Source organism: Intrasporangium sp., from assembly GCF_030452765.1.
In the GTDB taxonomy this organism is placed as follows: domain Bacteria; phylum Actinomycetota; class Actinomycetes; order Actinomycetales; family Dermatophilaceae; genus Intrasporangium_A.
In genome coordinates this window covers 1-18,581 of record NZ_JAKDLO010000086.1, presented here as the reverse complement: position 1 = coordinate 18,581, position 18,581 = coordinate 1, and the positions used below count along the sequence as shown (strand labels likewise).

The window sequence follows — 18,581 nt, the reverse complement described above, 5'->3', positions numbered from 1 at the left end:
CCCCACCCTCACCCATCGAGAGTGCACCACTTCCCGTCGACAGTGCACTACGTCCCATCGAGATTGCACCTCCGGTCGAGGGCGAAGCTGGCCCGCCTCGATTCATCGAAGGATTGCACTGTCGATGAGGAGTGCTGCACTGTCGATCCCGACTACTGCACTGTCGATGAGGAGTGCTGCACTGTCGATGAGGAGTGCTGCACACTCGATCGTGAGAGCTGAGGCGGGGTGAGCGGCATACCTTCGTGGCGACACGCCGAGCCCGCGGTCAGCGAGGGTCACTAGGCTGTCGAGCATGTCGGATGCCCTTGTCTCCAGTACCTACCAGCAGATCCTCGAGATCGTCGCCAAGGTCGAGCCGCGCGTCGCCGATGCGGTCCGGGCCGAGCTGCGGGACCAGCGCGCCTCGCTCAAGCTCATCGCCTCGGAGAACTACGCCTCCCCGGCGACCCTGCTGACGATGGGCACCTGGCTGAGCGACAAGTACGCCGAAGGGACGGTCGGGCACCGCTTCTACGCGGGCTGCCAGAACATCGACACCGTGGAGGCACTCGCGGCCGAGCACGCCCGCGAGCTGTTCGGCGCCCCCTACGCCTACGCGCAGCCGCACTCCGGCATCGACGCGAACCTCGTCGCCTTCTGGGCGATCCTCGCCCACCACGTCGAGACCCCGACGCTCGCCAGGCTCGGCGCCAAGAACGTCAACGAGCTCTCCGAGAGCGATTGGGAGGACCTGCGTCACGAGCTCGGCAACCAGCGCCTGCTCGGTATGGCGCTCGATGCCGGCGGTCACCTGACGCACGGCTTCCGGCCGAACATCAGCGGCAAGATGTTCCACCAGCAGCAGTACGGCACCGACCCCGAGAGTGGTCTGCTCGACTACGCCGCGGTCGCCGCGAAGGCGCGTGAGTTCAAGCCACTCGTCATCGTCGCCGGCTACTCCGCCTACCCGCGCCGGATCAACTTCGCGAAGATGCGCGAGATCGCCGACGAGGTCGGGGCGACCCTCATGGTCGACATGGCCCACTTCGCGGGCCTCGTCGCCGGCAAGGTCTTCACGGGCGACGAGGACCCCGTGCCCTTCGCGCACGTCACGACGACGACGACCCACAAGTCGCTGCGCGGGCCGCGTGGTGGGCTCGTGCTCGCGCAGGAGGAGTATGCCGCTGACGTCGACCGCGGGTGCCCCATGGTCCTGGGCGGGCCGCTGGGTCACGTCATGGCCGCCAAGGCGGTCGCGCTCGCCGAGGCCCGGCAGCCGCAGTTCCAGACCTACGCGCAGCACGTCGCCGACAACGCCAAGGCGCTCGCCGAGGGCTTCCTGACGCGCGGCGCCCGTCTCGTCACCGGCGGCACCGACAACCACATCGTCCTGCTCGACGTGTCGACGTTCGGGCTCACCGGTCGGCAGGCGGAGTCGGCACTGCTCGACGCGGGCGTCGTGACGAACCGCAACTCCATCCCGCAGGACCCGAACGGCGCGTGGTACACCTCCGGCATCCGCTTCGGTACGCCGGCCCTGACCAGCCGGGGCTTCGGGGGAGGCGAGTTCGACCGCGTCGCGGGGCTCGTCGTCGATGTCCTGAAGAGCACCTCGGCCGGTACGACCAAGGCGGGGGCTCCCTCGAAGGCGTCCTACACCCTGGCCGGCGGGGTCGCCGACCGCACCCATGCCGCTGCTGCCGAGATGCTCGACAGGTTCCCGCTCTACCCGGGCCTCGACCTCGCCTGACCGGTCCGGGAGTCGGGGGATGGAGCGGTCCGGCGAGATCTCACCAGAGACTCGCCGAGGGCCGGTCGTCACGGCGCGCCATGTCGTGCGCGTCGCCCGAGCCGCGGCAGACCGGTTCGGGCTCTCGTGGACCGGTCTGCTCTTCGGTGCGGTCTACGTCGTCGTCGCGCTGTCGCCGAGCCTGTTGCCCCGGACCTGGTTCTACCAAGGCCTGATCTGCGGCATCTGTGGCGCGGCCGGCTACGGCCTCGGGGTGCTCGTGGCGTGGGTGAGCCGTGGGGTGAGCCGCCTGCTCAGGCTCGAGATCACCGTCGGCGAGGAGCAGGGCCACTGGGTGCGGGTCGGCTGGGTGGCGCTGCTCACCGCCGGGTTCGTCTGGGCTGTCGTGGCGAACATCCGGTCGCAGGAGGTGACCGCGAGCCGCGTCCACCTGCAGCCCCTGTCACCGCTCGACTGGGTCGGGGTACTCGCGCTGACGCCTCTCGTGTGGATCGCGCTCGTCGCGGCCGGTCGTGGGATGCGCCACCTCACCCTGGGTGTCGAGCATCGGGCGGCCCGGGTGCTGCCGACGACAGTGGCGACGGTCGTGGCGGTCGTCCTCGTGCTGTTCGTCACGGCGTGGTTCACCGACAACATCGTCATGCAGCGGGGCGTCCAGCTCTTCGGGCGCTACTCCGCGCACCTCAACGCGCAGTCGCCCGAGGGCAAGTCGGCCCCGAGGTCGCCGCTCGTCTCCGGCGGGCCCGGCTCCCTGGAGCCCTACGGCACACTCGGCTACCAGGGCCAGGTCTTCGTCACCCAGACCTTGACACCTGCCCAGATCGCTGCCGCGACGGGGGCACCGGCGAAACAGCCGATCCGGGCCTTCGCGGGGATGCACGACGACGAGACGATCGAACAGACCGCCGACCGGGTCGTCGCCGAGCTGCACCGCACCCACGCCTTCGACCGGGACGTCCTCGCCGTCGCCACGACGACGGGGAACGGCTGGGTCAACGACTGGTCCTCGCAGTCGATCGAGTACCTCACCGGCGGTGACTGCGCCATCGCGGCCATGCAGTACTCCTACCTGCCCAGCGCTCTCGAGCTGCTCACCGACAGGGAGTCGCCGAGGCACGCCGGCACGGTGCTCTTCGACAAGGTGTATGCCGTGTGGGCGACGCTCCCGGAAGCCGTCCGTCCGCGACTCGTCGTGGGCGGCGAGTCGCTGGGCGCCTACGGCGGGCTGGCCGCCTTTCGGGACGTCGAGGACATGCTCGCCCGCGCCCAGGGCGGCGTATGGAGCGGCACACCGAGCTTCTCGGCGATCACCGAACAGCTCTACGCCAGCCGGACGCAGGGGTCGCCGCAGATCTCGCCGGTTATCGACAACGGGCAGCACATCCGCTTCTCGACCAAGAACGTCGGCCTGCGGACCGACTACGTCGGGCGCCCCCTCGGCATCTGGGAGGAGCCCCGGTTCGTCTTCCTGCAGCACCCGTCGGACCCGGTCGTCTGGTGGAACCCGGCGCTGCTCGGCAGCCAGCCGGACTGGCTGCGCGAGCCGCTCGGTCGTGACGTCAACCCCGACGTCACCTGGATCCCCTTCGTGACCTTCTGGCAGCTGACGACCGACATGGCGGTGGGCCTCAACCCGCCGTACGGCTACGGCCACCGCTACGGCCCCGAGATGGTGCCGGCCTGGGGTGCCGTCCTCGGCGACGACCCGGGGAAGGACTACAGCCGGATCCTGGCCGCGATCGAGCGGACCGCGTCGCGCACAGAGTGAAGACGACCCCGCCCGAGCCGGCACCGGCCTCTCATCCCTGGAACGGACCGCTCGAGCTCGAGCGGGGGCGGTCTACCGGCCCGTTCGGTCAGCTGCGAGCTGCTCGGGTGGACGTAGCGAGCTCGGCGGGGTTGGAGCGCCGCAGACCTGGAGTCAGGCTGAGGGTGACGACGATGGACAGGCCGGCCAGCACGCCCATGGTTCGTGACACCGGCAGCCACGTCGCGATGGCACCTCCGAGCAGGGCGCCGAGGGCCTGACCGAGCATGAGACCACTGCCGGCGATCCCGAAGACCTGCCCCTTGACCGCCGGGTCGGTCGTGTGAACGAGCCGCTCCTGGATGACGAGCGAGGCCGAGTAGCCGCCGGATGCGACGAAGCCGATGATCATGGCCAACGGCAGGCTCGGAGACAGGAAGAACGCCAGGTAGGGAATGGCCAACAGGAGCCGGAGCGGCTCGACGAGCCGCTCCCGCACGTGGGGCGGTAGGAGCCTGCCGACGACGATGTCGCCGAGCAGCATCCCCGCGGCGGTGGCCGACATGAGGTAGCCGCCGCCGGTGCTCCCGGCGAACGGGATGAAGAGTGCCTCGCAGCCGACGATGACGCCGTTCGGGATCCACAGCGACAGATAGAGCGGCCTGGTGACCGGTGAGCCGAGCAGCCGCCGGTTGACCGCATGCGTGCGCCTCATGACCTGCCCACCGGACTGCGTCGCCGGCCGCTCCGTCATCCCGAGGCGGACCACGACGAAGGCGATCGCACTGCAGGCTGCCGATACGAGGAAGAGCTCTGTCGGCGCGAGTACAGCCAGGAGCACCCCGCCGAGGCCGAAGCCGAACACCTGCATGACCCCGACCGCCATGTTGAGCGTCGCCCGGCCGAGGACGAAGCCGCCCTCGGGGACGATCAAGGTCAGCATCCGCATCATCGACCCACCGACGGCGGAGCTCACGAGGAACGGCGCCGCGAGGACGACGAAGCGCAGCTGCCACGGCAGGCTCGGGAGCGACTGGACGAGCGCGGCGCCCGTCATCGCCGCCGGCATGGCCATCAGGGCCAACCGCGGACCGAGCGCATCGGAGAACCCGACGATCGTCACCGACCCGATGACGGTCACGACTGGCCCGCCGAACATCGCGAGCGAGGTCAGCACGGTCGAACCGGTGGTGTCGAAGGTGATGGCCCCCAGGGCGAGGGACGACATCGCGATCGCGGTCATGGTCAGGAGCTGGGTCAGGAACAGCGCGCGGAACTCCCGGATTGCGAAGACCTCGCGATAGGTGCGCACACGTCGATCTTGGGGGCGACGCGCTGTCGTGGTCCAATGATTCGTGTACCCGCGAAAGGTTATGGGGGTCTACATGGGCACGTGGTTGCTGACCGCCGACGTCCTTGCGAGGAGTCGTTTCACGGTCTCCCCCCTGCACGAGACGGTCGCTGCGATGTTCAGCCTGAACGAACCCAGCGGACCCTGGGAGCAGGCGTTCAGCGCACGGCACTTCGCGGCATACGAGGAGATGCTCGCGAAGCACCCCGTGCGGCAGGTGCTGGCGACGCGCTCGATGCGGCCGCGACGCGGCGACCAGCCGGGATGGGTGGCGGACTACCTCGGTCCTGCGCCGACCGCGGCGGGCCTCGATCTCGAGACCCAACTGGGCGATCTCGCGCGGGAGTGGGACGACGACCGGATCCGCGCTGCCCTGCTCGAGGTGCGCCCGGGCCCGCTGCCCACGGTCATGCAGGGCGGCGGGCTGACCGAGGAGCTCGTCGCGCTCATGCGCTGGGTCTGGTCGGCCCTGATCGAGGCCGACTGGCCTCGGCGGCGGCGGGTCCTCGAGGCAGACATCGTCTCGCGGACCTCGCGGCTTGCCACCCACGGCTGGGCCGGGGTCATCCCCACGCTCGGAGCCAAGCGGGAGTGGCTCGGCGGGGGGCGCTTCCAGATCAACCGGTACGACCTTCCCGAGCGCGACATCACGGCGGCCCAGCTGCTCGTCTTCATCCCCGTCCACGGCGCCGGGTCCTGGGCCTCATGGGAGGAGCCCGACCGGTATGCCGTCGTCTACCCGGTGACGGGCACCCTCGCCCAGACGTCGGGACCCTCCCGCGACGTGCTGGGACGGCTCATGGGCCGTGGGCGAGCCGCGGTGCTCTCGCTGCTCGACGTGCCCCGCAGCCCCAGCCAGCTCGCGGCGCTGACCGGTCTGCCGATCGGAGCAGTCGGCAACCACCTCAAGATCCTCCTCGGCGCCGGCCTCGTGCTGCGGCGCCGGTCAGGACGAGAGGTGCTCTACTGGCGCACCGACCTCGCCGACGGGCTCGTCGCGGCGGCGGGGTCGCCCGAGCCGGCCGGCCGGCCTCAGTGATGAGCGAGCTGGCGCCCCGTCGGCCCGTTCGGCACCCGGTGCGTCGAGGCGAGCGCCTGCTCGAGATCGGCGATGAGGTCGTGCACGTCCTCGAGACCGACCGAGAGACGCAGCAGCGCGGCGTCAGGCTTCGCCGCGTCGGCCACCGGGCGGTGCGTGAGGGCGGCGGCCTCCTGGATGAGGCTGTCGACCCCGCCCAGGGAGACGGCGTGGGTGATGAGACGGCAGTGCTCGGCCACGGCCGCGGCGGCGTCGCGACCGCCGCGCAGGGTGAAGGCGAGGATCGCCCCGGGACCGGCCATCTGGCGCCCGACGAGGTGCTGGGGGTCGCAACCGGCCAGACCCGGATAGTGGACGCTGGCGACCTCCGGCCGGTCGGAGAGCCACTGGGCGATGCGGTGCGCGGACTCCTGCTGGGCACGAACCCGGACCGGCAGCGTCTGCAGGCCGCGGTGCAGCCCGAGGGCCGACTCGGGTGAGAGCAGCCCACCGGTGATGGCCCGGACCTGGCGGAGCCGCTCGGCCCACTCGTCGGTCGTCGCGACGACCCCGCCCATCAGGTCTCCGTGGCCACCGATGAACTTCGTCGCCGAGTGCAGGCTGAGGGTCGCGCCGTGCGCGGTGGGCTGCTGCAGGACCGGTGTGGCGAAGGTGTTGTCGACCAGGACCGGGACCTTGCCGGCCTGCGCGGCCACGGCGCTGATGTCGACCAGGTCGAGGGACGGGTTGGCCGGGGTCTCGATCACGACCAGCCCGGTGTCCGGCTCGATCGACGCGGCCACCGTCTCGGCGCTCGCCCAGGTCACGCGCGTGCCGAGCAGGCCCGTCGCGAGCAGGTGGTCCGTGCCCCCGTAGACCGGCCGGACGGCGACGACGTGCGGCGTGCCCCCAGCGACGGCCGCGAGCAGCGATGCCGCCACCGCCGCCATGCCGGTCGCGAAGGCGACCGCGTCCTGCGTGCCCTCGAGGTCGGCGAGCGCGCGCTCGAAACGTGCCACGTTGGGGTTCCACAGGCGCTGGTAGACCAGGGAGTCGCCGGGGCGGGGTCGGCCGCCGGAGGCGAGCTGGTCGTAGGCGGCCCCGCCGCTCTCGACGGAGGCCAGAGGGTAGGTGCTCGACGTGTCGAGCGGGGGGACGTGGGTGCCAAGCCTGGTGAGGTCCTCACGGCCGGCGTGGACGGCTGCGGTGTCACGGTTCATGACCCCATGATCAGCGATTCCACGACGAGAAGACAACCGAGTCGCGGATCCCCTATCGTTCAGCCTGACAATGAGGGATTCTGTAGTCATGCCACGTGAACGAGCCGTGCCGCCGCGGATTCCGCGAGGCCCATGCGCGCCGCCTCCCGCGCCCCCCCTCGATGAGATCGACCTGGCTGTCCTCGCCCTGCTCGTCGACGACGGCCGGATGCCCAACGCCGAGATCGCCCGGCGGGTCGGCATCCCCGAGTCGACCTGTGCCGGCCGGGTGCGGTCCCTGCTCGCCTCGAAGGTCGTGCGCGGGATCCACGCCGAGCTCGACCTCGCCTCGGTCGGCCGGCCCATGGAGGCGATGATCGCCCTGCAGTTCACCGGCCACGCGCGCGCGGGGATGGATGCCGTGCGGGCGCGGATCGGCCAGGTGCCGGGGGTCATCGCCGCCTATCACGTCGCGGGCCACACCGACTTCCTCGTGCACGTCTGCGCGGCCTCGGCCGACGAGCTGCGCAACCTCGTCCTCGACCACCTCACCTCGCTCGCCGGGGTGGCCCATGCCGAGACGAGCCTCGTCTTCGAGCGGATCGAGGGCGGTCACCCGTGGGACCCGGCCGCAGCGCGACGAGGCGGCGCGGCGCCACGCAGGTGAGCGGCATACCCTCGAAACCATGGCCATCGTCAAGATCAACGCCATCACCGTGCCTGCCGACCACGCTGCCGAGCTCGAGCGCCGCTTCCAGCAGCGCGCCGGGGTCGTGGAAGGGTCGCCCGGCTTCCTCGGCTTCCAGCTCTTGCGACCGGTCGCGGGGGAGGACCGCTACTTCGTCGTGACGCAGTGGCAGGACGAGCAGTCGTATGCCGCGTGGCGCGACGGGTCGGCCCGTGCGGCGCACAAGGGTGAGCACGGCCCGAGCGTGATGGCGTCGGCGGACCTGCTCGAGTTCGACGTGCTGCTCGACGTCAGGCCCGGCCAGCAGTAGCTCAGCTCGAGAAGAACAGCCCCGACAGGCCGCGCTTGCGGTAGCGCTGCCCGCCGTGCTGGCCCCAGTACGGGTCGCCATACTGGGCTGGGGGCGGCTGGGCGGCTACCCGGCTCTCGAGCTGGCTCAGGTGCTCGAACTCCCCGAAGTCGAGGAAGAGCCCACGGCACGTGTCGCACTGCTCGACGTGGACGCCGTTGCGGTCGTAGGTGCGCATGGTGCCTTGGCACTTCGGGCAGACGAAGGTCTGCGGCTGGTAGCCGGCGGCGGCTCCGGTGCGGTCCTGGCCGGGGAAGGGCGGTGGTTGCTGGCTCATGGCACCATCCTCACATCTGGCGGCACGCGTGCAGAAGTGCGGCGCCCGCCCCAGCGGGCGTCTGCCCGCGCAGGGAGCGCACCGCCGCAACGAACACGGCACACCGCGCAGGCAGGTCGAGCCGCGGCCATGGGTCGCCGGCGGGTGGCACGGCCGGGCCGCCCGCGGCGCGGTAGGCGCCCAGGAAGGTACGCCACGACGCCTCATCGAGCAACCCCGCCGCCCAGAAGCCCGCCGGGCGAGCGAGGTCCCACGCCGGGTCGCCCACGCCGAGGTCGTCGACGTCGAGCAGCCGCCAGCCGTCGCCCCAGCGGCCGAGCTGCCCGAGGTGCCAGTCTCCGTGGACGACGCTGGGACTCTCGGTATGCCGCTCAGCGGGCTCCTCGTGGGTACCTGCCCGGGTGACCTCCCGCACGAGTGCCTCGCCGAGGCGGGTCAGCATGGTGGTGCTGTCGGCGCGGGTGTAGGCGGCGGTATCGGTGACGGTGGGCAGCCGGCGAGCTCGCGCCAGCGCTCGGGCGACCCGGTCGGTCGCCCCGTGCACGGGCAGCGCCGACGGTAGCGCGGCGCAGTGCAGCCGGGCCAGGAGCCGTCCGGCCGCAGCCCAGGGGAGGGGACCGTCAGGGTCGAGCACCGGTACCGCGGGCCAGGCGGTCACGAGCGAGCCGCCGGGAGCTCGGGACACCTCGGGGGACAGGGGCGTTACGAAGAAGTCCGCAAGGGGCGAATCCACAACTGCGGCAAGACGTTTCGCCAGCGCCTCTGGAATGGTGCGGTGATGGTGGAGCTTGACGACGACGCCACCGATGAAGGCCAGCCGGGCACCCGAGGGCGTGTCGACCCAGCGAGGACGGGCCTGCGCTGCCGCGGCCACGCCGAGCCGAGCGGCATACCCGGTCAACCATGCGTCGTCGAGCGGCACCCCGTAACCCATGCGCGGCAGTATGCCGCCTCGCGGCGGGCGCCACATCGAGAGTGCACTTCTCCGCATCGAGAGTGCACTACTCCGCATCGAGAGTGCACTACTCGTGATCACCGGGCGGGTAGTACTCCAGTGCCCTCTTGGCCCCGGCGTGGATCTCGGCGTGGATGGCCGTGGGTGAGAGAACGATCATCTGCGGGGCGGCCATCACCGCCATCGCGACGATGACCGGTGGTTGCCGCACCGAGAGCCGCCAGACGAGCCGGCCGCAGGCGCTCTCGTCGCGGTGGGCAGCGGCGGGCGCATCGACGATGGCCGTGCCCGGCGCGAGCTGCATCGACAGGAGGCGACGGATCCGCCGCGCATCCGCCGGGTCGACGGACACGGTGACCTCCAGGGGTGCGAACCCGTCTTCCAGACCCCGACGCCGCTCGGCCCAGATCTGTGCCAAGGGGCGGCCGTCCACCAGCGTCGCGGGCTGGTCAAGGATGGTGACGCCGCTGACCCGTGAGACCCGGTAGGTTCGCACCCGCCGACGGTGCTCTGCGACGAGGTACCACCGACCCGAGTTGTCGACGACCCCGATCGGGTCCAGTGTCCGACTCGACGGCGCCGCTGCCTCCGCCGAGGTGTACCTGACACGCACCCGCCGCCCTTGGCTGGCAGCCTCCCGAAGCGTCGGCAGCCAGGGCACGTCCTCGGTTGCGGCGAACCAGCGCCGCCGGTCTGCGATGACGACCCCACCCATCGCCTCGGCTTGTTCGAGTGCGACGCTCGGGGCAGTGGCGGCGATCTTGGCCAGCGCGGAGGCCAGGTCGGCGCCGAGGCCGAGGTCGGCGACGGTCTCGCGTGAGGCCCAGGCGAACAGCGCCTGCGCCTCCGCCGGCGTAAGGCCCGAGGCACGGGTCGTGAAATCGTCGAGCAAGACGCACCCGCCGCCCCTGCCGCGCTCGGTGTAGACAGGCACGCCGGCGACCGAGAGGGCCCCGATGTCGCGCAGCACGGTGCGCTCGCTGACCTCGAGCTCGGCGGCGAGCCAGCCGGCGGTGGCCCGGCGATAGCGCTGCAACAGCATCAGCAGGCGGAGGAGGCGGTCGGCTCGCATGCTCCCGAGAATGCCACCAGAACCAGACAGAAGGTGTCAGGTTTACGCGGTTGGCTGGTTGTCATCAGCGACCAGCAGCATCAGCACCCAGCACCGGAGGAGTCATCATGACCACCACGAGCGAGACCCAGCGTTCCACCACCCAGCCTGGCCACGACCCACGCCCGGCTCTCCGGGCGGCGATGGACCAGGTCGAGACCCTGCTGCATGGCATCACAGCCGAACAGGCCCACCTGCCCACGCCGTGCGACGAGTACGACGTCGCCCGGCTCGTCGACCACCTGCAGGCCGTTGTGCGCCGTATCGGCGTCGTCCTGTCGGGCGAGCCGTTCTGGTCGGTGCCACGCGAGGTCGAGAGCACCGACTGGCTCGTCGACTGGGCGGCGGGGCGCGCCGCGACAGAGGCAGTGCTCGGCGCCGAGGAGAACCTCCGTCGCGAGGTGACCGTCCCGTGGGGTGTCGTGCCCGCGGCCGGTGCCGCCGCCTCCTACATCGGGGAGCTCACCGTGCACGCCTGGGACCTCGCCTCCGCCACGGGGCAGACCGGCCTGCTCGACCCCACCCTCGCACAGGCTGCGCTGCCGGCCTACCAGGACAAGGTGCCGGCCCAGCCGCGCGGCGGCGACATCCCGTTCGGTCCCGTCGTTCCCGTCGCGCCCGAGGCAGGGCCGTACGAGACGCTCGTCGCGTGGACCGGCCGCGACCCGGGCTGGCCGGCCTGACCGTCCAACCGGGTCAGCACGGCGCAGACCCGGAGGGCGGTATACATGCTGCATGCATTGCATCGATATGCATACGCTGGGCCATGCCACTCGTTCAGGTACGTGACGTCCCAGAGGCGACGCTCCGAGCCTTGAAGGCGCGCGCCGCGGAACGCGGTCTCACTCTCAGCGCCTACCTGCGCGGCGAGCTGGACCGACTCGCGACTCGACCGACGAATGCACAGATCGTCGAGCGTCTTGCGCAGCGTGACCGGCGAGGCGGCCCCACGGTCGCGGACACGGTCGCGGAGATCCGCAAGGCTCGCGAAGCCTGGTGATCGTCATCGACTCCTCCGCGATCGTCGACGCACTCGTCGACGATCCTGCGAACCCTGATCTGCTCGCTCTCGTCGCGGGCAACGAGCTGCACGCCCCTTCGCTCCTCGACTACGAAGTCGCCGGCGCGTTGCGTGGCCACGCCCTCGCCGAGAGGCTGGCCGACGAGCAGCTTCAGGGTGCCGTCGATGACTTCCGAGGACTGAGCATCGAGCGGTATCCGTTGTCGTCCATGATCCAAAACGTGCTGGATCTGAGGGGGAACTTCACGGTCTACGACGCGGCCTACCTGGTGCTGGCCCAAGCGCTCGAGGTCCCGCTGGTCACCGCCGACGCGAAGCTCAGCGAAGGTCGCAAGATGGGCGTCGACGTACAGGTCCTCCGGCCGGACCGGTAGCCCCCGATTCTTCGCGCCCCGGCCGTCTGCGAGCTCGGTGCGGTGCTACTCGTCCAGGCTGAGCCCGAAGAGCCGAACCGCGTTGTCGTGCAGCACCGCTCGCTGCCACGACTCGTCGAGACCGAGTCCGGTCACCGCCTCGACGGCCTCGAGGTAGGGGTACGGGATGTTCGGGAAGTCACTGCCGAAGAGGATCCTGTCGCCGAGGCCGCCGAGCCGGCGCACCTGGTCTGCCGGCATCGGCATCATCTCGTTCACGAACGCCGTGAAGGCCATCGTCGTGTCAAGACAGACGGTCCGATGCGACTGCGCGAGGTCGAGGAACTCCCGGTACTCCGGCATGCCCATGTGCGCGATGACGAGCGGCAGCCGCGGGAAGCGTTGCAGCACAGCGCGAATCGGCGCCGGCCCGGTGAACCGACCTGGTGCCGGGCCGGATCCGCAGTGGATGACCGTTGGGATGCCAGCCTCCTGCAACTGGCCCCAGACGGGGTCCAGCAGCGGGTCGCTCGGGTCGTAGTCGCCGACCTGCACGTGCGACTTGAATACCCTGGCGCCCCGGTCGATCGCCCTGGCGACGTAGTCGGCGGCCTCCGGCTCGGGGTAGAACGTCGCGGTGTGGAGGCAGTCGGGCGTGCGCGCCGCGAAGTCGGTTGCCCACGAGTTCAGCCACGCCGCCATCCCGGGCTTGTGCGGGTAGAGCATCGAGGTGAAGGCGAGCACCCCGAAGTCCCGCAACCGCTGCACCCGCTCGTCCTCGTCCTGCCGGTAGGCGATCGGCCACTCCCGCCCGACGAGTGGTCCCGCCGCGTCGAAGTAGCCCCACACCTTGTCCATGACCGGCTTGGGCATGAAGTGCGTGTGCACGTCGACGACCCCCGGCAGGCCGAGCCGTCGGGTGAGCTCGCGGACGGCGGTGGCCTCGGGGTCCGTGTGCATGCGGGCAGTATGCCGCTCACCTCGCTCCTGCCCGCGCCCTGGCCGTCCCCTCCCCAATCGATAGTGCAGAAATCTCGATCGACAGTCAAAAGCCTGATCGACAGTGCAGTAGTTGTGATCGAACGTGCCCTACTTCCGTTCGACAGTGCAGTAGTTGTGATCGAACGTGCCCTACTTCCGTTCGACAGTGCACTCTGGCTGCGAAGTACTGCACTCTCGGTCCCGGGACGATGGTCCCGGTCGGGCACGTTGGCCGCTGGCAGGCTGGAGCCGTGCCAGGGATACGGAGGTGCCAAGAGTCCACGTCTTGTCGTCGGGCAGCGATTCTGCTGGGGGTTGCGACGGCGTTTTGGGGCGCCTGGACCGCACGGTATGCCCTGCTCAACTGGGGCGCGACCACCGGCGAGACAGAGGAGCCATTGCCAGGTGATGAGTTCCTGCCCCACGCCCCGCAGGTAGCAACCCGGGCCATCACCATCGACGCACCACCGAACCAGGTCTGGCCGTGGATCGCCCAGCTCGGGCAGGGCCGGGGTGGCCTCTACAGCTACGACTGGCTCGAGAACCTCGTCGGGTGCGACATCCACAGTGTCGACCGCATTGAGCCGGAGTGGCAGACCTTGGCCGTCGGTGACGAGGTGCGCCTGCACCCGAAGTCGGCCCTGACCGTGGCGGCTGTGGAGTCCGCGAAGTGCTTGGTGCTGCGTCCGGGCCCGCTCCGAGAGCCGACTGCCGAGTCGATGCCGGGTGACGTGCCGTTCGACTTCACGTGGGCGTTCGTGCTGCGTCAACACCCGGGACGCCAGACGCGTCTCGTCGTGCGTGAGCGCTACGAACCTCGTGTCGGCAAGTCCGGCTCGGGCATCGAGGTGCTCGCTGCAGTGGGTGCCGTCATGGGCATCAAGATGCTGCGCGGCATCAAGGAGCGCGCTGAGGCGCCGTCGAACTGACGGGCGCGCCGAGGCCACGATCCTGCGCACTCAACTGGGCGGCATACGATCACGAGACGACCCCACGAAGGAAGAGCCCATGTCTCGTGACCTTGCCCCTGACCTCGTCGAGCGCCTCACCAAGGCGTTCGACGCAGACCCCACCGCGCGCCTGCTGCAGAATGCGGTGACCACGACCTCGGTCGACGAGGTCGCCCTCGACCGCCGGGTCGTCACGAGCATCGACCACTCCGTCTCGAACCTGCTCGACGACTGGGCGGCCACCTCCCAGGAGAAGAGCGGTCGGTGCTGGCTCTTCGCGGGCACGAACCTGCTGCGCGCCGGCGCCCGGAAGAAGCTGGGGGTCAAGGACTTCGAGTTCTCGCAGAACCACCTGCTCTTCTGGGACAAGCTCGAGAAGGCCAACCACTGGCTCGAGTCGATCATCGACACCGCCGACCGCGACATCGACGACCGCACTGTCGCCCACCTGCTGTCGACACCGGCGGAGGACGGCGGCCAGTGGAACATGTTCGTGGCCCTGGTGGTCAAGCACGGGCTCGTGCCCAAGACCGCCATGCCCGAGACGAAGAGCTCGAGCAACACCCGCTCGATGAACCGCGACATCGCCACGATCCTGCGACAGGCGGCGCGCGACCTGCGCGCCGGCGCGTCGAGCGGGTCAGGTGCCGATGAGCTGCAGGCCGCCAAGGAGGAGGTGCTGGCCACCATCCACCGGCTGCTCTGCATCCACCTCGGCACGCCGCCCGAGTCGTTCGGGTGGCAGTGGAAGGACAAGGACAACGGTTTCCACCGTTCGGGTGAGATGACGCCGCGAGAGTTCGCCGAGGCCTACGTGACGGTGCCGCTCACCGACTACGTCTGCCTCGTCAACGACCCGAGGTCGACCAGCCCCTTCGGCCGCACCTACACGGTCGAGCACCTGGGCAACGTGGTCGGCGCACCCCCGGTGACCTACCTCAACGTGCAGGCCGACCTGATGAAGCGGCTCGCCGCCACCGCCATCGTGGGGGGCGAACCCGTGTGGTTCGGGTGTGACACCGGGCAGATGTCGAACTCCGAGCTCGGGCTGTGGGATGCCGCCCTGTTCGACCGCGCCGCCGTGTACGCCACGTCGCCCGACCTGGCCAAGGCCGATCGGCTCACCCACCACGAGTCGATGATGACGCACGCGATGCTCTTCACCGGGGTCGACCTGCAGGGCGAGGTTCCGCGTCGCTGGCGCGTCGAGAACAGCTGGGGCACCGAGAAGGGCGACAAGGGCTTCATGACGATGAACGACAGCTGGTTCGCCGAGTACGTCTTCGAGGTCGCCGTTCGTCGCGACGCGCTGCCAGCCGAGCTGCAGGCGGCCCTGGAGCAGGAGCCGGTCGTGCTGCCGGCCTGGGACCCGATGGGTGCGCTCGCTCGCTGAGCCGCTCACAGTCGTCGGTGCCCTGGGCGTGCTTCAGGCAGTGACGACCTCGCGGTTGTGGGGCAACCCGTCGGGGAAGCGGATGGGCAGGGCCATGGCGCTCCGGGGATCCAGCCGGTCCATCGCCTGAAGGTGCACATGCGGCTGCGTGCTGTTGCCCGAGTTGCCGCATCGCCCGACCTGGGTTCCCGTCTCGACGTCCTGGCCCGCAGCGACGCTGACGCTGTCGGCTTGCAGATGGCACAAGGCGACCAGCACGTCGGATGCGATCTCGATCACCACATGGTTGCCGGCCAGGTCGGGCCAGCCGCCTGCTGCTCGGCGGGGCTGCGTCAGCGCGTAGCCCACCGAAGGGAACCCGCGGACGGCGTGATGATCGGGCTCCCCGTCGTGTGCAGCGACGACGCGACCCGATCCGGGTGCGAGGATCGGTCGGCCGAAACCTGTGAAGTGCTGAGGTGGCTCCGCGCGAAGCAGGGACCTGACCGTGAGCGGTGCCGAACGTCCAGCGGAGTCCACCGGCACGAAGTCGATCGCGTGGCTCGTGGCGAACAGGTGGGTGCCGTGGCTCGGTACCCGGTTGGCAGGGCTGTTCTGCACCAGCCACCGACCGGTGAACGGATAGGCGAGCTCGACGGCTTCGGTCACGGGATGCTCCCGTCGCCCGGGATGGTGAGGGTGAGCCCGTCTGCGGTGCGCTCGACCCGGCAGGCCGTCAGGTCGGGGACAACGGCATCCGCCGTCCCCAGCGCGCTGGCATCGTGCGAGGTCGCGACCGCAAGCACAGGGGCGCACGCGGCCCGTCCGGCCGCGATGCCGGCCGGTGCGTCCTCGATCACCAAGCAGCGCCGGATGTTCATGCCCAGCGCGGCAGCGGCCGCGCGGTAGCCCTCCGGGTCGGGCTTGCCCTGCATCACATCCTCGGCGGCCACGAGGACCCTCGGGATGGGCAGGCCCGCCGCGCCGAGCCGAGCGCGCATCAGGGCTCGGGAACCGGAGGTCACGGCAGCCCATCGCTCCATCGCCAAGGACGACAGGAGGTCTCGGGCACCGGGTAGCGCGACGACGTCGGCCAGGTCGTCCAGCTCGAGCCGTTCGAGCTCGGTGACCGCTGCGGACTGTTGCCCGTCTGGCTCGTCCGGAAGGAAGAGGGCGACCGTGTCCTGGCTTCGGCGGCCGTGGCACACCTCCAGGATCTGGCGCACGTCGAGGCCATGCGAGTCGGCCCAGGCTCGCCAGATCCGCTCGACCGCAGCCGTCGAGTCCACCAGGGTCCCGTCGATGTCGAACAGGATCGCGTCAACCTCGAACCGCATGGCTGACAAGGTATGCCGTTTCCGTGGGTCTGGACGCAGGGCCCCCAAGCGCTCCCGGGCTGTCGCGCCGCTAGAACAGGCCATTGGTCCGTTCGAGGTAGTCGGCGATGAGGTCGAGCTGCTCGTCGGTGTAGCTCGCGTTGACCTTCTCGAGATGCACGACGTACTGGGCGTAGCGGTCGATCAGCGGCTGGACCTTGGTCATGTCGAGCTCGAGCTGAGCGCGCCGTCGGTCCTGTGGGTCCGGTACGCGTGTCAGGTAGCCGGCTCCCTCGAGGCGGTCGAGGACGCGGCTGACGGTGCTGGTCGAGATGCCGGTCGCGTCGCTGAGCTGCTTGGCGTTGCGGATGTCGTCGCGCAGCACGAGCAGGTGCAGCGCCTGGCTGTCCGTGACCATCAGCCCGGCCTCGCGGGCGATCCGGTCGTTGCCCAGGACGGCGTTGACCAGGCCCGCCTGGAATGCGCGCTGGATCCGTGCGCCGGGTGAAGTCGACATCGGCAAACCCCTTGCATTATCGTCCCGCATCGGGATAATTGCATGATGCGACTAACTCAGAGTGGGACAGTCGCAAGCTGATTCTAGGCGGAGGTGGGGTTAATGACCGACAGTGGACGTGGCCGGACTGCGGCGGTGACGGTGCTGTTGCTGGCGTCATTCATGGACCTGATGGACACCACCATCGTCAACGTGGCGCTGCCCGTGATCGAGAGCTCGTTGCACGCTCGGCCGGAGCAGCTCGAGTGGATCGTCTCCGGATACGTGCTGGCCTTTGCCGCCTTGTTGGTCGCCGGAGGGCGGCTGGGCGACCTGCTCGGCCGGCGCACCGTGTTCCTCATCGGCGCAGCGGGGTTCACGGTCGCCTCGCTGCTGGCCGGGCTGGCCGGCTCCGGGGCCGAGCTGGTAGCGCTGCGGGTCGGCCAGGGGTTGTTCGCCGGGCTGATGATCCCGCAGGTGCTCGGCACCATCCAGGCTCTGTATTCGCCCAAGGGACGAGCGGGTGTGTACGGCATCGCGGGCGCGGTCACCGGTGTGGCCGCCGTCGCCGGACCGTTGCTGGGCGGGGCGCTCGTGACCGGGGAGGCGTTCGGGCTTGGCTGGCGGGCCATCTTCCTGGTCAACGTGCCGGTCGGGATCGCGCTGCTGGTCGGCGCGGCGATGCTGGTCCCGCAGACCAAGTCGTCCCACCCACTCGGTGTGGACGGGCTGGGGATCGTGCTGGCCGCCGGTGGCGTGCTGGCCCTGGTCTACCCGCTCATCGAAGGTCGTCAGGCCGGGTGGCCCGGTTGGGCCTTCGCGCTGTTCGCACTCGCGCCGGTGCTCCTGGCGGGCTTTGTCGTCCACGAGCGGCGCCGGACTCGTGGTGGCCTCGCAGCACTGCTGCCGCTGCGGCTGTTCGCCGACCGTGGGTTCAGCGCGGGACTGCTCGTCCAGCTCGCCTTCCAGGCCTCCGTCATCGGGTTCCTCTTCGTCCTCAGCATCACCGTGCAGACCGGCTACGGGTTCTCCGCCTGGCAGGCGGGGTTGGTCGTGCTGCCGTTCAGCCTCGCGGCCGCGGTCGCCAGCGGTGCAGCCGTCGCTCTGCTCGCCCGGGTCGGCGGGACGCTGGTCGGCGCCGGGGCGGTGCTGCAGGCACTAGGCGCCGTCTGGTCGATCACCGTGATCGCCGGTCACGGTCACCCGACCGTCGCAGCGCTGATCGGACCCATGGCCCTCGCCGGTGCCGGACTCGGCCTGGTCGTGGTCCCGCTGACCCACCTCGTCCTGGCCGCGGTGCCCGTCGACGACGCCGGAGCGGCTTCCGGGACCCTGTCGACCTTCCAACAGGTCGGTGCCGCTGTCGGCATCGCGGTCGTCGGCACTGTCTTCTTCACCGCGGTCGCATCCGGCCCGCGCATGGGCAGCGCCTTCGCCGTCGCCGCCTGGATGGTGGCCGCCCTCGCCCTGCTCGCCGCCGCCGCCAGCATCCTGCTCCCCCGGGTCAAGCCCGCCCACGAAGCTCCGCCCGTCACGGACCGACCGGACCGAGAGCCGCAGCCTCAGCAGGGACAGCCGTGAGCCAACCCGATCCGCCCGACGAGAGCGCCGAGGTGGAACGTACCCGCTTTGGTGGACACGGGGATTAGCTGCCCGGGAATTGGA

Annotated in this window: 20 protein-coding genes; 11 read left to right on the top strand and 9 right to left on the bottom strand. The window is 70.3% G+C overall.

The window, feature by feature from the left end:
- Positions 1–295: 295 nt before the first annotated feature.
- Both L0H79_RS12205 and L0H79_RS12200 read left to right on the top strand, forming a co-directional pair.
- On the top strand, positions 296–1,732 hold the full coding sequence (locus L0H79_RS12205; protein ID WP_301484886.1) for a glycine hydroxymethyltransferase: 1,437 nt from the start codon (positions 296–298) through the stop codon (positions 1,730–1,732).
- A gap of 19 nt (positions 1,733–1,751) precedes the next feature.
- Positions 1,752–3,500 carry an alpha/beta-hydrolase family protein gene (locus tag L0H79_RS12200; protein WP_301484885.1) on the top strand — a complete coding sequence of 583 codons (1,749 nt, stop codon included), beginning with the start codon at positions 1,752–1,754 and terminating at the stop codon, positions 3,498–3,500.
- An 88-nt stretch (positions 3,501–3,588) separates the two neighbouring features.
- On the opposite strand, the gene L0H79_RS12195 is transcribed toward L0H79_RS12200, so the two are convergent.
- A complete protein-coding gene (locus L0H79_RS12195) occupies positions 3,589–4,791 on the bottom strand; it encodes a hypothetical protein (RefSeq protein WP_301484884.1) in 1,203 nt (400 codons plus the stop codon).
- A gap of 73 nt (positions 4,792–4,864) precedes the next feature.
- On the opposite strand from L0H79_RS12195, the gene L0H79_RS12190 reads away from it, so the two are divergent.
- Positions 4,865–5,869, top strand: a complete 1,005-nt coding sequence (locus L0H79_RS12190) for a helix-turn-helix transcriptional regulator (protein ID WP_301484883.1) — start codon at positions 4,865–4,867, stop codon at positions 5,867–5,869.
- On the opposite strand, the gene L0H79_RS12185 is transcribed toward L0H79_RS12190, so the two are convergent.
- On the bottom strand, positions 5,863–7,068 hold the full coding sequence (locus L0H79_RS12185) for a PLP-dependent aspartate aminotransferase family protein (RefSeq protein WP_301484882.1): 1,206 nt from the start codon (positions 7,066–7,068) through the stop codon (positions 5,863–5,865). The two genes, L0H79_RS12190 and L0H79_RS12185, sit on opposite strands and share 7 nt — an antisense overlap.
- Before the next feature lie 88 nt (positions 7,069–7,156).
- Here L0H79_RS12185 and L0H79_RS12180 point away from each other — a divergent pair, with 88 nt between their 5' ends.
- Together L0H79_RS12180 and L0H79_RS12175 are read left to right on the top strand one after the other, a co-directional pair.
- Complete coding sequence (locus tag L0H79_RS12180; RefSeq protein ID WP_301484881.1) at positions 7,157–7,714, top strand: Lrp/AsnC family transcriptional regulator; 558 nt, start codon at positions 7,157–7,159, stop codon at positions 7,712–7,714.
- A gap of 19 nt (positions 7,715–7,733) precedes the next feature.
- Positions 7,734–8,045 (top strand): antibiotic biosynthesis monooxygenase, encoded by a 312-nt coding sequence (locus L0H79_RS12175; protein WP_301484880.1) that lies wholly within the window; start codon positions 7,734–7,736, stop codon positions 8,043–8,045.
- Between the two features lies 1 nt (position 8,046).
- On the opposite strand, the gene L0H79_RS12170 is transcribed toward L0H79_RS12175, so the two are convergent.
- From L0H79_RS12170 to L0H79_RS12160, 3 genes are all read right to left on the bottom strand, one after another.
- Positions 8,047–8,361, bottom strand: coding sequence for a zf-TFIIB domain-containing protein (locus tag L0H79_RS12170; protein ID WP_301484879.1), 315 nt, complete (start codon positions 8,359–8,361; stop codon positions 8,047–8,049).
- Between the two features lie 10 nt (positions 8,362–8,371).
- Positions 8,372–9,295, bottom strand: coding sequence for a phosphotransferase family protein (locus L0H79_RS12165; RefSeq protein WP_301484878.1), 924 nt, complete (start codon positions 9,293–9,295; stop codon positions 8,372–8,374).
- 88 nt (positions 9,296–9,383) lie between these two features.
- On the bottom strand, positions 9,384–10,388 hold the full coding sequence (locus L0H79_RS12160; protein WP_301484877.1) for a YafY family protein: 1,005 nt from the start codon (positions 10,386–10,388) through the stop codon (positions 9,384–9,386).
- Between the two features lie 107 nt (positions 10,389–10,495).
- Between L0H79_RS12160 and L0H79_RS12155 the strand changes: the two genes are divergently transcribed.
- From L0H79_RS12155 to L0H79_RS12145, 3 genes are all read left to right on the top strand, one after another.
- Positions 10,496–11,110: a TIGR03086 family metal-binding protein gene (locus L0H79_RS12155; RefSeq protein ID WP_301484876.1), complete on the top strand. Its 615-nt coding sequence runs from the start codon at positions 10,496–10,498 to the stop codon at positions 11,108–11,110.
- Positions 11,111–11,193: 83 nt separating this feature from the next.
- Positions 11,194–11,427, top strand: a complete 234-nt coding sequence (locus L0H79_RS12150) for an antitoxin (RefSeq protein ID WP_301484875.1) — start codon at positions 11,194–11,196, stop codon at positions 11,425–11,427.
- On the top strand, positions 11,424–11,822 hold the full coding sequence (locus L0H79_RS12145) for a type II toxin-antitoxin system VapC family toxin (protein WP_301484874.1): 399 nt from the start codon (positions 11,424–11,426) through the stop codon (positions 11,820–11,822). Before L0H79_RS12150 ends, L0H79_RS12145 begins: the two co-directional genes overlap by 4 nt.
- Positions 11,823–11,867: 45 nt before the next feature.
- Here L0H79_RS12145 and L0H79_RS12140 read toward each other — a convergent pair whose 3' ends face one another.
- Positions 11,868–12,761 (bottom strand): amidohydrolase family protein, encoded by an 894-nt coding sequence (locus L0H79_RS12140; protein WP_301484873.1) that lies wholly within the window; start codon positions 12,759–12,761, stop codon positions 11,868–11,870.
- A gap of 419 nt (positions 12,762–13,180) precedes the next feature.
- Here L0H79_RS12140 and L0H79_RS12135 point away from each other — a divergent pair, with 419 nt between their 5' ends.
- Positions 13,181–13,711, top strand: a complete 531-nt coding sequence (locus L0H79_RS12135) for an SRPBCC family protein (protein WP_301484872.1) — start codon at positions 13,181–13,183, stop codon at positions 13,709–13,711.
- A 79-nt stretch (positions 13,712–13,790) separates the two neighbouring features.
- The gene (locus tag L0H79_RS12130; RefSeq protein WP_301484871.1) at positions 13,791–15,125 is read left to right on the top strand and encodes an aminopeptidase C; all 1,335 of its coding nucleotides are present in this window, start codon (positions 13,791–13,793) and stop codon (positions 15,123–15,125) included.
- Positions 15,126–15,158: 33 nt separating this feature from the next.
- Here the strand turns inward: L0H79_RS12130 and L0H79_RS12125 are convergent, their stop codons facing one another.
- From L0H79_RS12125 to L0H79_RS12115, 3 genes are all read right to left on the bottom strand, one after another.
- The gene (locus L0H79_RS12125; RefSeq protein WP_301484870.1) at positions 15,159–15,773 is read right to left on the bottom strand and encodes a M23 family metallopeptidase; all 615 of its coding nucleotides are present in this window, start codon (positions 15,771–15,773) and stop codon (positions 15,159–15,161) included.
- Positions 15,770–16,441 carry an HAD family hydrolase gene (locus L0H79_RS12120; RefSeq protein WP_301484869.1) on the bottom strand — a complete coding sequence of 224 codons (672 nt, stop codon included), beginning with the start codon at positions 16,439–16,441 and terminating at the stop codon, positions 15,770–15,772. Before L0H79_RS12120 ends, L0H79_RS12125 begins: the two co-directional genes overlap by 4 nt.
- Positions 16,442–16,511: 70 nt before the next feature.
- Positions 16,512–16,937: a MarR family winged helix-turn-helix transcriptional regulator gene (locus L0H79_RS12115; protein WP_301484868.1), complete on the bottom strand. Its 426-nt coding sequence runs from the start codon at positions 16,935–16,937 to the stop codon at positions 16,512–16,514.
- 102 nt (positions 16,938–17,039) lie between these two features.
- Here L0H79_RS12115 and L0H79_RS12110 point away from each other — a divergent pair, with 102 nt between their 5' ends.
- A complete protein-coding gene (locus L0H79_RS12110) occupies positions 17,040–18,497 on the top strand; it encodes an MFS transporter (RefSeq protein WP_301484867.1) in 1,458 nt (485 codons plus the stop codon).
- The last annotated feature ends 84 nt before the right edge of the window (positions 18,498–18,581 follow it).

Bases quoted from the DNA above. Each gene is read 5' to 3' on its own strand.
- L0H79_RS12180 (WP_301484881.1), top strand. From the start codon at position 7,157: ATGCCACGTGAACGAGCCGTGCCGCCGCGGATTCCGCGAGGCCCATGC.
- L0H79_RS12200 (WP_301484885.1), top strand. From the start codon at position 1,752: ATGGAGCGGTCCGGCGAGATCTCACCAGAGACTCGCCGAGGGCCGGTC.
- L0H79_RS12115 (WP_301484868.1), bottom strand. From the start codon at position 16,937: ATGTCGACTTCACCCGGCGCACGGATCCAGCGCGCATTCCAGGCGGGC.
- L0H79_RS12185 (WP_301484882.1), bottom strand. From the start codon at position 7,068: ATGAACCGTGACACCGCAGCCGTCCACGCCGGCCGTGAGGACCTCACC.
- L0H79_RS12160 (WP_301484877.1), bottom strand. From the start codon at position 10,388: ATGCGAGCCGACCGCCTCCTCCGCCTGCTGATGCTGTTGCAGCGCTAT.
- L0H79_RS12110 (WP_301484867.1), top strand. From the start codon at position 17,040: ATGACCGACAGTGGACGTGGCCGGACTGCGGCGGTGACGGTGCTGTTG.
- L0H79_RS12175 (WP_301484880.1), top strand. From the start codon at position 7,734: ATGGCCATCGTCAAGATCAACGCCATCACCGTGCCTGCCGACCACGCT.
- L0H79_RS12165 (WP_301484878.1), bottom strand. From the start codon at position 9,295: ATGGGTTACGGGGTGCCGCTCGACGACGCATGGTTGACCGGGTATGCC.
- L0H79_RS12155 (WP_301484876.1), top strand. From the start codon at position 10,496: ATGACCACCACGAGCGAGACCCAGCGTTCCACCACCCAGCCTGGCCAC.
- L0H79_RS12150 (WP_301484875.1), top strand. From the start codon at position 11,194: ATGCCACTCGTTCAGGTACGTGACGTCCCAGAGGCGACGCTCCGAGCC.
- L0H79_RS12140 (WP_301484873.1), bottom strand. From the start codon at position 12,761: ATGCACACGGACCCCGAGGCCACCGCCGTCCGCGAGCTCACCCGACGG.
- L0H79_RS12190 (WP_301484883.1), top strand. From the start codon at position 4,865: ATGGGCACGTGGTTGCTGACCGCCGACGTCCTTGCGAGGAGTCGTTTC.
- L0H79_RS12120 (WP_301484869.1), bottom strand. From the start codon at position 16,441: ATGCGGTTCGAGGTTGACGCGATCCTGTTCGACATCGACGGGACCCTG.
- L0H79_RS12205 (WP_301484886.1), top strand. From the start codon at position 296: ATGTCGGATGCCCTTGTCTCCAGTACCTACCAGCAGATCCTCGAGATC.
- L0H79_RS12170 (WP_301484879.1), bottom strand. From the start codon at position 8,361: ATGAGCCAGCAACCACCGCCCTTCCCCGGCCAGGACCGCACCGGAGCC.
- L0H79_RS12130 (WP_301484871.1), top strand. From the start codon at position 13,791: ATGTCTCGTGACCTTGCCCCTGACCTCGTCGAGCGCCTCACCAAGGCG.